9 protein-coding genes and 7 tRNA genes are annotated in these 12,530 nt (G+C 43.1%); 10 read left to right on the plus strand and 6 right to left on the minus strand.

What is annotated here, in order from left to right:
• Positions 1–40: 40 nt before the first annotated feature.
• From OIT90_RS13470 to OIT90_RS13485, 4 genes are all read left to right on the plus strand, one after another.
• Positions 41–115, plus strand: a tRNA-Asn gene (locus tag OIT90_RS13470).
• 1 nt (position 116) lies between these two features.
• Positions 117–189 (plus strand) — tRNA-Thr (locus OIT90_RS13475).
• A gap of 355 nt (positions 190–544) precedes the next feature.
• The gene (locus OIT90_RS13480; protein ID WP_268464061.1) at positions 545–1,984 is read left to right on the plus strand and encodes a SulP family inorganic anion transporter; all 1,440 of its coding nucleotides are present in this window, start codon (positions 545–547) and stop codon (positions 1,982–1,984) included.
• Between the two features lie 61 nt (positions 1,985–2,045).
• Positions 2,046–3,011, plus strand: coding sequence for a bile acid:sodium symporter family protein (locus OIT90_RS13485; RefSeq protein ID WP_474892621.1), 966 nt, complete (start codon positions 2,046–2,048; stop codon positions 3,009–3,011).
• A 41-nt stretch (positions 3,012–3,052) separates the two neighbouring features.
• Here the strand turns inward: OIT90_RS13485 and OIT90_RS13490 are convergent, their stop codons facing one another.
• The 6 genes from OIT90_RS13490 to murQ are packed head-to-tail and all read right to left on the minus strand — an operon-like array spanning position 3,053 to position 10,785.
• The gene (locus tag OIT90_RS13490; protein ID WP_372556209.1) at positions 3,053–4,261 is read right to left on the minus strand and encodes an exo-beta-N-acetylmuramidase NamZ family protein; all 1,209 of its coding nucleotides are present in this window, start codon (positions 4,259–4,261) and stop codon (positions 3,053–3,055) included.
• Between the two features lie 50 nt (positions 4,262–4,311).
• Positions 4,312–6,231, minus strand: coding sequence for a glycoside hydrolase family 3 protein (locus OIT90_RS13495; protein WP_126682111.1), 1,920 nt, complete (start codon positions 6,229–6,231; stop codon positions 4,312–4,314).
• Positions 6,232–6,244: 13 nt separating this feature from the next.
• Positions 6,245–7,600 carry a penicillin binding protein PBP4B gene (gene pbp4b / locus OIT90_RS13500; RefSeq protein ID WP_126682112.1) on the minus strand — a complete coding sequence of 452 codons (1,356 nt, stop codon included), beginning with the start codon at positions 7,598–7,600 and terminating at the stop codon, positions 6,245–6,247.
• Positions 7,601–7,613: 13 nt separating this feature from the next.
• Positions 7,614–8,993, minus strand: a complete 1,380-nt coding sequence (locus OIT90_RS13505; protein ID WP_064498206.1) for a PTS transporter subunit EIIC — start codon at positions 8,991–8,993, stop codon at positions 7,614–7,616.
• The gene (locus tag OIT90_RS13510; RefSeq protein WP_058837196.1) at positions 8,990–9,859 is read right to left on the minus strand and encodes a MurR/RpiR family transcriptional regulator; all 870 of its coding nucleotides are present in this window, start codon (positions 9,857–9,859) and stop codon (positions 8,990–8,992) included. The genes OIT90_RS13505 and OIT90_RS13510 overlap by 4 nt, the downstream gene beginning before the upstream one ends.
• 14 nt (positions 9,860–9,873) lie before the next feature.
• Positions 9,874–10,785: an N-acetylmuramic acid 6-phosphate etherase gene (gene murQ / locus OIT90_RS13515; protein ID WP_039176040.1), complete on the minus strand. Its 912-nt coding sequence runs from the start codon at positions 10,783–10,785 to the stop codon at positions 9,874–9,876.
• Positions 10,786–11,005: 220 nt separating this feature from the next.
• Here murQ and OIT90_RS13520 point away from each other — a divergent pair.
• The 6 genes from OIT90_RS13520 to rocF all read left to right on the plus strand — a co-directional run bounded on the left by OIT90_RS13520 (position 11,006) and on the right by rocF (position 12,475).
• Positions 11,006–11,080, plus strand: a tRNA-Glu gene (locus OIT90_RS13520).
• A gap of 6 nt (positions 11,081–11,086) precedes the next feature.
• Positions 11,087–11,162: transfer RNA gene (locus tag OIT90_RS13525), tRNA-Val, on the plus strand.
• A gap of 3 nt (positions 11,163–11,165) precedes the next feature.
• Positions 11,166–11,238: transfer RNA gene (locus tag OIT90_RS13530), tRNA-Thr, on the plus strand.
• Between the two features lie 28 nt (positions 11,239–11,266).
• Positions 11,267–11,351: transfer RNA gene (locus tag OIT90_RS13535), tRNA-Tyr, on the plus strand.
• A gap of 4 nt (positions 11,352–11,355) precedes the next feature.
• Positions 11,356–11,427: transfer RNA gene (locus OIT90_RS13540), tRNA-Gln, on the plus strand.
• 136 nt (positions 11,428–11,563) lie between these two features.
• Complete coding sequence (gene rocF, locus OIT90_RS13545) at positions 11,564–12,475, plus strand: arginase (protein ID WP_024424450.1); 912 nt, start codon at positions 11,564–11,566, stop codon at positions 12,473–12,475.
• Positions 12,476–12,530: the final 55 nt, after the last annotated feature.

Genomic DNA, 12,530 nt, shown 5'->3' on the forward strand with positions numbered 1-12,530 from the left:
TTTATTTATATCCTTCCAATGGAAGAAGTTACTTTATCATTCCGCAGTAGCTCAGTGGTAGAGCTATCGGCTGTTAACCGATCGGTCGTAGGTTCGAGTCCTACCTGCGGAGCCATGCTTCCATAGCTCAGTAGGTAGAGCACTTCCATGGTAAGGAAGAGGTCAGCGGTTCGAGCCCGCTTGGAAGCTTTCCTCTATATGTTGATATGACAAGGTTTCTCTATGATGAGAAGGCTTTTTTTGTTTGTTTACATATATACTGAATTGCTCAATGATCAGTAGACTGATGACATTAGGAAAGCGAATAAAACGGCTTGCACAGTATTGTTGCATCGATTTTTTACTTATCTCCTTCTTTTTGTTCTTGATTCTTCATTCTCTTTCTTTTATTCTTACTAAAGTGATATCCTCTATATCAAAAGACTCTGTACGTTCCTCTTTTCCCCCGAAAGTGAAGTATCGTTTGTTTTCCCTTTCTTTATCTCCAGGTATAGTTGATCTTCTTTTTCCATGTACGGTATGTATATAAAAAGGAGTAGATGGTTTGAAAGATTTATTTGTAAAGCAAGAATGGTTTGGACATGTACGTCAGGACGTGCTTGCGGGTATATTAGTCGCACTGGCTTTAATTCCTGAGGCAATTGCGTTTTCGATTATTGCGGGCGTTGATCCGAAGGTCGGCTTGTATGCATCATTTTGTATCGCGATTGTGATTTCGTTTGTTGGTGGACGCCCAGGCATGATTTCGGCTGCAACAGGGGCTATGGCTCTCGTCATGGTTAACTTGGTCGCTGATTATGGGTTGCAATATTTGTTTGCAGCTACGATTTTGACGGGTTTGATTCAAATTGTGTTTGGATTGTGCCGAGTGTCTCGTTTGATGAAATTTATTCCGAGGTCCGTCATGGTTGGCTTTGTTAATGCGTTGGCTATTATGATCTTCATGGCTCAGCTTCCACATTTCGTTGGGGAATCAATGGCTATGTATATGATGACAGGGGGCGCCTTGCTGATCATTTATTTATTGCCTATGGTGATAAAAGTGATACCTTCCCCACTCATTGCCATTATTGTAATGACGATATTGGCTGTATTTGGACATATTGATGTTAGAACAGTTGGAGATATGGGAGAGCTTCCTAGTTCTTTGCCTGTTTTTCTGATACCTCAAGTTCCGTTTAACTGGGAAACACTTGCTATTATTTTTCCTTATTCTTTAGCACTTGCGATGGTTGGTTTACTTGAGTCTCTTTTAACCGCACAGATTGTCGATGATATGACAGAGACGTCTAGTAATAAGAACAAGGAAGCGAGAGGTCAAGGGATTGCCAATGTGGTTGCGGGATTCTTTGGTGGTATGGCTGGCTGTGCGATGATTGGCCAATCTGTGATTAATACGAAGGCAGGAGGACGAGGCCGGCTTTCTACCTTTGTAGCGGGTGCTTTTTTAATGGTGTTGATTTTTGTACTAGGTGATGTCGTGGTTCAAATTCCGATGGCTGCTCTAGTGGCTGTGATGTTCATGGTTTCCATTGGCACATTTGATTGGAGTTCCTTTCAGCAGCTAAAAAAGAATCCGAAAACAGATTCTATTGTGATGGTTGTCACGGTCATGACGGTGGTGTTGACTCATGATTTATCAAAAGGTGTTTTTGCAGGTGTACTGCTTAGTGCGGTATTCTTTGTCGCAAAGATATCGAAGCTTCATATTACGTCTAATGAAAGCCAGGCAGGTACTTGGGTATATCGAGTTAAAGGGCAAATTTTCTTTGCTTCTGTCACTGACTTGATCCAAGCTTTCCATCAGGGGAAAGAACTCCAATCTGTTGTGATTGATTTGTCTGAAGCGCGTATATGGGATGAATCAGGCGTAGCAGCAATAGAACGTATAAAGGAGAGATATCAAGCAAATGGCGTCCAGGTGGACGTAGTTGGAATGGATACATCAAGTCGAAAGCTTGTGAAACAAGTGAATGGTTCTTAAAAAGGCCTTTCTGTCTGTTACAATAGAAAAGGTAAGAAAGTGAAGGATGGAGGTGGCCGGCATGCTTTTGCGTTTGAATCAAGTGCTCGGCCGGATGATGCCGCTCATTACACCTTTTAGTGTGTTACTCGGTGTTTTATTGGCGGCTTACTTAAAGGATTATACGTTTTTAGTGCCATGGGTATTTGCTGTGATGACCTTTGCAGGGAGTTTGTCTTCTACTTTTTCGGCTTTAAAGCATACGGTGATGCACCCATTGCCTTTGATTTTATCGTTTATGATTTTGCATGTGTTGATGCCTCTTTATGCTTGGTCAGCGGGACATCTCATATTTGCGGGAGATGCCATGACGATCACTGGTTTGACACTTGCAATGGTGATTCCCACAGGAGTCTCTAGTTTAATATGGGCGGCAATGTATAAAGGGAATGTTGGATTAACGTTATCCATTATTTTAATTGATACAATGCTTTCGCCATTAATTGTGCCAGCCAGTTTGTCACTTTTGGCCGGTACACAAGTTCATATGGACATGGTGGCGATCATGAAAGGGCTGTTTGGGATGGTGGTGCTTCCATCTATTTTAGGTATGCTTGTTCGTCACTATGCAAAGCCTGATGTGACGAAAAAGATCAGTCAGACACTGTCACCTTTTTCAAAAATAGGCTTGTTTGTAGTGGTGTCGATCAACAGTTCTGTTGTTGCGCCTTACTTACGTGAACTGGATGCCGCATTTTTTAGCAAAGCAGCAACGGTGTTTCTCATTGCGATGAGCGGATATGTGTTTGCATGGTTGATTGGGAAGGCGATGAAATGTACTCAAGGAGAGATTGTGGCCATCGTGTATACGGGCGGTATGAGAAACATTAGTGCGGGGGCTGTGCTTGCCATTAGCTTTTTCCCGCCTGCTGTCGCTGTTCCGGTGGTGATTGGCATGCTGTTTCAGCAAGTGCTTGCTGCCTTGTTTGGCTTCTTACTCAATCGTTTTGAGCTGAAAGCACCTTCTGTGACCAAATCTTTCTCATGAAAAACCCTCCATCTATCAAAGGATGGAGGGTTTTTTGTGATTTAATAGATGAGATATTTTTTTCGCTTCTTTTCGAATGTTTTGAGGTCATGATGATAACGTTTCATGATGTGTTTGACGGAAGTTCCTTTTTTGATTTCTTCTTTCATCCAGCCATTCCCGATGAGTTTGTCAAAGCTGCCTGTTTGAAGGAACTGAAAGTCGTTCGGATATAAATCATGTATTGCTGTGATGATGGATAACCCCGTTTTCACCGCTTCGAAGGATGAGCGGTCTGTGACGTATAACTGCACACCGTGAGATAGTGTACCGGCATGTTTAGAAAATGTGGGGGTGAATGACACAGGTCTAAATTGAACGCCTTTTAGTTTTAGCTGATTTAAATGATCTGCCAGCTCGCTGCTATTGATATATGGTGCACCAATGAGCTCGAATGGTTTTGTCGTTCCTCTGCCTTCAGAGACATTTGTGCCTTCAATTAATCCTGTGGCAGGATATACAAAGGTACTATCCACTGTTGGCATGTTAGGGGAAGGAAGGACGAACGGCAGCTTCGTGTCATCAAATGTCATGGACCGCTTCCAATTCTTCATTTTGATGACTGTTACATCAGCATTGATATGAAACTCTTTGTTAAACAGTTTTGCAAGCTCACCAGTAGTCATTCCATGTCTTAGCGGGATTGGATAGAGCCCTACAAATGAGGCGTGTTCAGGCTCTAAAACAGGTCCTTCTACTTTTAGTCCGCCAATGGGATTTGGGCGGTCTAGGACAACAAAGGGAATGTTGTTTTCTTTAGCTGCTTCCATCGCATAGGCCATTGTGTAAATATAGGTGTAATAACGAGTACCAACGTCTTGAATATCAAACAGCAGGACATCTACATTTTTCAGCATTTCAGGAGTTGGTTTTCTTGTTTTTCCATAAAGAGAGTAAACAGGAAGACCTGTTTTTTCATCGGTATAGGATTCGACGCCTTCTCCTGCTTGTGCATCGCCGCGCACGCCGTGTTCAGGCCCATATAAAGCGGTGAGCTTGATATTTGGATGTTCAAATAGGAGGTCGACACTGCTTTTCATATTTGCATCAATGCCAGTCGGGTTGGTAATGAGACCAACCCTTTTCCCTTTTAGCCATGAAAGATTGCTTGAGAGTAGTGTTTCGATCCCTGTTTTGACTGCTGCTTTTTTTCCTTTTGTGTCTGTTCGTTCTTGATCTGCGGGAGAGGCGGCGGTCAATGTGCTCATCATGAGAATGCTTGCGATTATGAAACTTGCTGTTTTCTTCAAGAGAATCCCTCCTATTTGATCTGTTTCCCTTTCAAATTGAGTCCATAGCCGAATGGGTAAAGGGTTTGATTTGGATGAGTGACAGATGGGATATCAACTGGCAGTTTCCCTTTAGGTGATGCAGCTCCAAATATCACTTCTAGTCCAGCAGGAATATTTGGCTGATTGAATTGTCCGTTTGAGTAGCCTTTAAAACCGTACACAGCTAGTAAGGCATCAGCTTCTTCAAAATTTGCCGCATCATAAGGGTTTCTAAGACTCATGATGACCATTTTTTTATTTTGTGCTGCTGCTTCTTTCATGACAGCACGAGGGAAGGCAGTTGCCCATTTTTTTGGGTCCTGGACATTGTCATCAATTACGCCATCATTTACAGCTGGGTCATTTTGGACAACGTAAGAGCCAGTGATGACATAGTCAGCTTCTTGAATTAGTTTGGCAGAGTCTTTGGTGAACGTTTTATCCGCAAAAGCATATGACTGGATGCGTACAGGCTTGATCTTTTTTTGTTTTATGAGAGATTCGACTGTGACAGACATTGCTTTTGTCTGATCTTCGTAAGGTGCCATGACCACGATTTTGTCATTCTTTTTAGGCTTGAAAGGTAAGGTTTTTTTGTTGTTTTTAAGCAGGGTGATTCCTTCACGTGCCATTTTTTGTTCTGCTTGACGGTGCGATTTTTTCCCGACGACTTGAGTGGCTTTTTTGATTTTTTTCTCAAGACTGATTGGTTTTTTGGAGGAAATAATGCCGCGTTTGATTTTCAATTGAAGAATTTTTTCGACGGATTCGTTAATCTGCGACATCGGAATTTCTTTCTTTAAAATCGCTTGTTTGACCGCATTAAATACATTCTCCAGGTTTTTCTCTGTTTTTAATGAGGTAACTGGTGCTGGCATGAGAGCGATGTCGACGCCTGCTTTAATGGCCATCACTATGGCTTCTTCCTGTCCAAAATTATCTGCAATCGCTTTCATGTTTAGGGCGTCTGTCACAACAACACCTTGAAAGCCCATCTCTTCTTTTAATAAGTGTGTGATGACTTTTTTTGATAAGGTTGCTGGAACCATGATGTCCTCGCCATCTTTCTTGCTTCGATACGTTGTGTCATCAATGGCAGGAAATTGCACATGAGCGGTCATGACCATATCTGCACCAGCATTGATCGCTTGTTGGAACGGATACAGCTCAACCTTTTTTAAACGATCTAGGTCATGCTCTACGAGCGGCAAGCCATAGTGACTGTCGACCGCTGTATCACCATGTCCCGGGAAATGTTTTAGTGTGGAAATGGTCTTTTCCTTTTGAAGTCCTTTCATGGTTTGAAGGCCAAGTCTAGAGACAAGAGCAGGATCAGAGCTAAAGGAACGGACACCAATGACGGGGTTGTTTGGGTTGTTATTCACATCAAGCACAGGAGAGAAGTTTGTATTAATCCCCAAGGCGTTTAATTCTTTTCCGATGATTTTTCCTGTGTCATATGCATTTTTTTTGCTTCTAGAGGCACCAATCGACATATTTCCTGGGAAATGTGTTCCCTTTTGTAACCTTGTGACGATTCCGCCTTCTTGATCAATAGAAATGAGTAAAGGAATGTTTGGTGATGCTTTTTGAAATTCGTGGGTGAGTTTCACGGTTTGTTCCGTATCAACGACATTCTCCGCAAATAAGATGACACCACCTAGATGATATTTTTCTACAAGGTGAGATACTTCGTTATTCATCTTTGTGAAGCCTGTAGGTGCGGATTCATCTTTTGTTTGCCAATTGCGAAAGTCCGGCATGAGCATTTGACCTATCTTTTCATCCAGTGACATGTCTTGAACCATTTGTTTAGCGGTGGGCAGAGAGGCAGAGCTAACCTTTTCCGTTGGAATGGAAGAGGTTAGCAGGGCTAAAACTAGTGCAGCGGGAAAGAGAGCTTTCAACATCGAATTCCTCCTTTTACTTAAAAGATTCGTAGATTGCAGTCATGATGCTTCCATAAGTACCAGTTGGGAACAGGTCACCTTCAAATTGATTAGGATTGGTTTCTGGTGAAACAACGGGTGAATGTTTCTTATTCGTCAGCAAGACGACACCTAAATTGTGTTTAGGATCAATCAACGTCATTGTGCCGGTCCAGCCAGTATGTCCATAGGCTTCGTTACTTGCATATTTTCCAAACATCCATTCCATGTCAGTATGACCGTTTTTTCTCCAGCCTAGCCCGTAAGTTGGGTTCGTATCAGAGGAGGCTGTAAAGAGATCGATGGAAGCTTGATCAAAGATGGTTGTTTTTCCATAGCCTCCTTTGTTAAGCATCAGCTGAAGCAGCACGGCCATATCTGAGGTATTCGAGAAAAGTCCAGCGTGGCCGGAGATACCTGCCATTGAGTAATATGCTTTCTCGTCGTGTACTTCACCTAGCAGGGTGTACCGTCGGATGTTTTCAAAATCGATTACACCGTCTCGTGAATTGCCTAAACGTTCTGTTGCTGCAAAATGCTTCGGCTTGAAGCCTTTTTGCAGCGGATTGAACATTGTGTGTTTGAGACCTAACGGCCGATAAATGGTTGACTCGACATATTGATCAAGAGGCATGCCTGTTTTCTTCTCGATGATCATGCCTAGCAGCATGTAATCAATGTCACTATAAATGTGCTGGGTACCTGGCTTGTATTGCAGCGGTACTTTTGGCAGCCATTTCATCGTTGTTTTTCTATCTTGAGAATAAAAAGAGCCAGCTGATTCTTTGCTATAAAATAAGACACTGGAAGGGAGACCGGCAGAATGGGTGAGAAGATCCTTTACCCGGAGCTGGTCTTTACCGGTTACCTTTGCATCAGGTTCATCCTGAAAATCTGGAAGGATGGTCTGTATTTTTTCGTTGACATCAAGTTTTTTCTCGTAGACAAGCTTTTGCAGGGCATAGTTGGTCGCATACATTTTTGTATTGGATGCCAAATCGAATAGTGTATCCTTTTTCATTTTTTTATATGATTTGAGCGCTGTTGTACCATCGTATTTTTGCCGGTAGCCATAGGCTTTTTGATGGACGATCTTTCCGTCCTTGATAATGATGAGAGCGGCTCCTGGAAATCCTGCTTTGATGTCATTTTGAATCATTTGATCAACCTTCCTCAGCTGCCTGGAAGAAAAACCTACTTGTTCCGGTCGTTTTGCTTTTTTTAAGACGGGATATTCTTCAGGTGCTGTTTTAGACAAAGACGATACAGGATGGGAGCTAGTTGCAAATGTTTGTACTGGTAACCCAAGGAGCATGAGCAGACATGTGATCAAGAGAAAACATTTCTTCAAGGTCTAGACCTCCTTATTGATTGTGATCCTCGAATTCAACAGCCATATCATCATGAAATCCAAATAAGTATGTGAAGAAAAATCCAGCAACATATGCGATAAATAGTCCAATTAAGTAAAGAAGCATTTGATGTGTGTGAACAATAAAGGTTAATGGAAGACCAGATACACCGATGGCTTTCGTCGCGATTTGGAAGTAGGCTTGAAAAGCGCCGCCGATTCCTGCACCAAGACAAGCGGTGAGAAATGGTCGTCCTAGCGGGAGTGTGACACCAAAAATGAGTGGTTCACCAATGCCCAGCATCCCAGAAGGAAGTCCACCAGCAATGGCTCTTTTGAGCTTTTTCTTTTTTGTTTTCATATATATGGCGAATGCAGCGCCTACCTGTCCTGCACCGCCCATAGCGAGAATTGGCAGAAGCGGGTCATCTCCAATTGAATTGATGAGTTCCATATGAATCGGTGTCAGCCCTTGATGAAGTCCTGTTACAACAAGTGGAAGGAAGGTCGCACCAAGAACAAATCCTGCGAAGATTCCGCCCATATTTAATAAGTAAGTCAGTCCTGAGGTGATGGCATCAGATATAAATCCGCCGACTGGCATGAAGACAACATACGTGAAAATGCCTGTAATGAGTAGTGTGATGGTAGGTGTGACGATGATATCAAGAGATTGCGGGACGAAGCGTCTAATTCGGGTTTCCACAAGTGCCATAAAGATGGCGGCTAGAAGAACACCGATGAGTCCGCCTCTGCCTGGTAGAATATTTGTGCCAAATAACATAATGTCTGCGGAGGCTGGGTTAATAATGAGAATACCAGCTAATGCGCCTAATGCAGGAGAGCCTCCAAATTCCTTTGCGGCGTTTGTTCCGACTAATATCCCTAGGTAGGCGAAAAGGCCAGAACCTATAACTGTTAAAATAACTGCGGCTTGAGATTTTTCGTCAAGCCAGCCTGCTTGCACGATCGCTTTTGTAATCCCAGTAATAAGCCCTGAAGCAACAAGTGCCGGAATGATTGGAATGAAAATGCTGGCAATCCGCCGTAAGAACAGCTTGAACGGTGTGCGGTTTTTTTGTGAAATGGCTTGCTTGTTTTTTTGTGCTTCGTTGTTTAAATCATAAGAGCCAGACGCATTTAGAAGCTGTTCAAACGCACTTGATACTTGGTTGACAACGCCGGTACCTAAAATGATTTGAAGCGTTTCTGCTTCGACGACGCCAATGACGCCATCGAGTTCTTTGATTGCTGTGATGTGAACTTTTTCATTATCGATCGGTGTAATTCGAAGACGTGTCATACAATGTGTATGGGAAGAGATATTTTCAGAACCACCACAGAGTGAAAGAATGTCTTTCGCCAACTGCTGATATTTCTTTTGATGACTCATGTTGAATCCCCCTTTGTTTTTCGTTTCATGGAGCGGATGGCATGCCTTGTCTTGTCAATATATTGGGCTGTCTCTTCATATTGACGAGAAGCTAAACTGAGGAACAAGACATCAATTAAGTAGAGCTGTGCCATTCTAGAGGAAGTGGCAGCACTGCGAAAAGGTGCTTCATTGGAACCGGACGTCGATAGGTGAACATCACATAAAGCAGAAACGCTAGTATGACCTGGATGTGTTAAAGCAATGGTTTTCACTTGGTTGTCTTTTGCGAGCTGAAGGGCTTGAATGATGTCTAACGTTTCTCCTGAAAAGGAGATACCAAACACAATGTCATTCTCTCCTGCATTTGCGATGACCGTAGATGCAATGTGCATGTCAGTGAAGGCTGTCGCTGCATAGTTAATTCTGAGAAATTTCTGCTGGGCATCAGCTGCGACGATGCCAGATGCACCAACACCGATAAAATGAATTTGGTTTGCATTCAGCAGTAATTGAACAGCCTTTTCTAAAGCATCTGCATTTAAAATAGAAGCGGTGTCCTTAATCGATTGAATCGAGTTTCCAGCTGTTTTTTGAATAATGGATTGAAGTGGTTCATCTTGTTCGATATCTCTGTAGCCTTGTTTATCGTCATGCATCAAGTCTCCAGCGATCCGCATTTTTAAATCTTGATAGCCATCCAGCCCGAGAGATTTACAAAGACGGATGACTGCAGAGCTGCTTGCGCCGGCTGCCTGACTGATTTCGTGTACTGTACTTTTAATGACTTTGTCAGGATGGGCAAGGATATAGTCTGCAATGATTTTTTCAGATTGGGGGAGCTTTGATTTGATTGTGTGTAGTAGGGTAAGTCCGCCTGCTGACATGAGCTCTGCCTCCTTTAGGATTGATAACGTGAGATCGCTTTGTCGATATGACCATTCGTTTTGCTCAGTAAATCTTTGGCTGTTTTCTTGTCTGTGTTTGTTTGGAGCATGACGATGGCGGTTTTGACTTCTAAGTCTGCTGCTTCGAGAGTCTTCACGGCTTGTTCGTAGGAAGCATTTGTCACATGTTGAATGATGGTGATGGCGCGTTCTTTTAATTTATGATTGCTGACTTTTACATCAACCATCAAGTTTTCATATACTTTGCCTTGTCTGATCATGACTGAGGTGGAAAGCATATTTAAAATCATTTTATGAGCGGATGCTGCTTTCATTCTTGTTGACCCAGTGATGGCTTCTGGTCCTACAATGACCTCAATGGCGCAATCTGCAAGCTCGCTAATTTCTGCTTGTTCATTGCAGCTGAGTGCTACTGTTTTAGCTCCAATTGACTTTGCATAGTTTAAAGCGCCGATGATATAAGGTGTCCTGCCGCTTGCGGCAATTCCGACGACTGTATCTTTTGATGTCAGGTGGATGTGTACTAAATCCTGTTTGCCGGCTTCTTCACTATCTTCCACATCTTCGGCAGCTTGAGAAAAAGCTGAGTCTCCGCCTGCCATGATGCCTACAATGACATCAGGTGAGACGCTATAGGTTGGGGGACATTCGACAGCATCCATTACGCCAATTCGGCCGCTTGTTCCGGCGCCTAAATAAACGAGTCTGCCTCCATTTGAGATGGATTCATAGGCAAAGTCACTTGCTGTTTTGACATGGGGAAGTACAAGGTTGACTGCTTGAGCGACCTTCCTATCTTCTTCATTAATCATCTGGAGTATTTCAAGCGGATTTGCTTGAGAAATTCCCATTGTGTTGGGGTTTCTTGATTCTGTTGTCAAAGAACGCAGTTGAGATGGCTGCATGTGACATACCTCCTTATTTCTTCATTTTCAGTATATTGAGTATGATATGAAATTTCAATATTATATTTGAATATTGAAATTATATTTCAGCCGAAATGTTGAATAAATAGGGAGTAAATAGTTAGAAAATAAAAAAAATAAAAATCCCCTTTACAAAAGGGGGACAACCTGTATATAATAACTTTTGTCAGCTTCACGGAAACAACAAACTTGACAAACTGGCCCGTTGGTCAAGCGGTTAAGACACCGCCCTTTCACGGCGGTAACACGGGTTCGAATCCCGTACGGGTCACCATGATGTGGAGGATTAGCTCAGCTGGGAGAGCATCTGCCTTACAAGCAGAGGGTCGGCGGTTCGAGCCCGTCATCCTCCACCATATGCCGGTGTAGCTCAACTGGTAGAGCAACTGACTTGTAATCAGTAGGTTGGGGGTTCAAGTCCTCTTGCCGGCACTGTTTTATCTTTATCAATTCCATATGTGGAGGGGTAGCGAAGTGGCTAAACGCGGCGGACTGTAAATCCGCTCCCTCCGGGTTCGGCGGTTCGAATCCGTCCCCCTCCACCATTTTTGGGCTATAGCCAAGCGGTAAGGCAACGGACTTTGACTCCGTCATGCGTTGGTTCGAATCCAGCTAGCCCAGTTAAGACACCTTTTTGAAAAAGGTGTCTTTTTTTATGTTGGCAGAGGGACTGTATAACTATTCAAAATGTTGTCGAGTTGAGTCAGAAGGCATCAAGAAAGTAAAATATAAGCATGAACGGAAAGGGGATGTACATATGGGAGAGCAAAAGAAGGTCACGATTATTGGAGTTCCAATGGACTTGGGTCAAACGAGAAGGGGCGTCGATATGGGCCCGAGTGCGATTCGTTGTGCAGGCGTAAAAGAAAAATTGGAAACGCTCTCATTTGATGTAGAGGATCTTGGAGATATTCCAGTTGAACAAAGAGATGATGAGAAAGGTTTATATACAAGTGAAAAGCTGAAAAATTTGACGGAGAATGCTGGGGCAAATCAGCTGCTTGCTGAGAAGGTTGACAGTATTGTGCAATCTGGTTCGTTTCCGCTCATTTTAGGCGGTGATCACAGCATTGCGATTGGCACACTTGCTGGGGTAGCCAAGCATTATGAAAACTTAGGGGTCATTTGGTATGATGCACACGGGGATTTGAATACGGAGGAAACCTCTCCTTCTGGAAATATTCATGGCATGCCGCTTGCTGTCAGTCTCGGTTTTGGGCATGCTGATTTAACGAATATTGGCGGTTATTCGCCTAAATTGAAGCCTGAAAATGTCGTTATAATTGGTGCTCGATCTTTAGATGAAGGAGAGCGGGCATTGATTCGAGAGAAAGGCATTAAAGTGTATACGATGCATGAAATTGATCGTTTAGGGATGACAAGGGTGATGGAGGAAGCGATTGCGTATCTAAAGGAGAGAACAGATGGTGTCCATCTGTCGCTTGATTTAGATGGATTAGATCCAGCGGAATGCCCTGGTGTAGGTACTCCGGTAGCAGGGGGCATTAGTTACCGGGAGAGTCATCTCGCAATGGAGCTTTTAGAGGAGGCGGGTATTTTAACGTCTGCTGAATTTGTTGAAGTAAATCCGGTTTTAGATGAGAAAAACAAAACCGCTGAAGCGGCAGTTGCGTTAATTGGTTCATTAATGGGTGAAAAGCTATTGTAGAGCGGGACTTGTTCCCGTTCTTTTTTTGTTTTGGGAAAATTTAAGGATATGTTAA

The sequence above is a fragment of the Bacillus sp. ABR genome, assembly GCF_056172715.1.

Bases quoted from the DNA above. Each gene is read 5' to 3' on its own strand.
- OIT90_RS13485 (WP_474892621.1), top strand. From the start codon at position 2,046: ATGCTTTTGCGTTTGAATCAAGTGCTCGGCCGGATGATGCCGCTCATT.
- OIT90_RS13490 (WP_372556209.1), bottom strand. From the start codon at position 4,261: ATGATGAGCACATTGACCGCCGCCTCTCCCGCAGATCAAGAACGAACA.
- OIT90_RS13495 (WP_126682111.1), bottom strand. From the start codon at position 6,231: ATGTTGAAAGCTCTCTTTCCCGCTGCACTAGTTTTAGCCCTGCTAACC.
- OIT90_RS13505 (WP_064498206.1), bottom strand. From the start codon at position 8,993: ATGAGTCATCAAAAGAAATATCAGCAGTTGGCGAAAGACATTCTTTCA.
- OIT90_RS13510 (WP_058837196.1), bottom strand. From the start codon at position 9,859: ATGTCAGCAGGCGGACTTACCCTACTACACACAATCAAATCAAAGCTC.
- murQ (WP_039176040.1), bottom strand. From the start codon at position 10,785: ATGCAGCCATCTCAACTGCGTTCTTTGACAACAGAATCAAGAAACCCC.
- rocF (WP_024424450.1), top strand. From the start codon at position 11,564: ATGGGAGAGCAAAAGAAGGTCACGATTATTGGAGTTCCAATGGACTTG.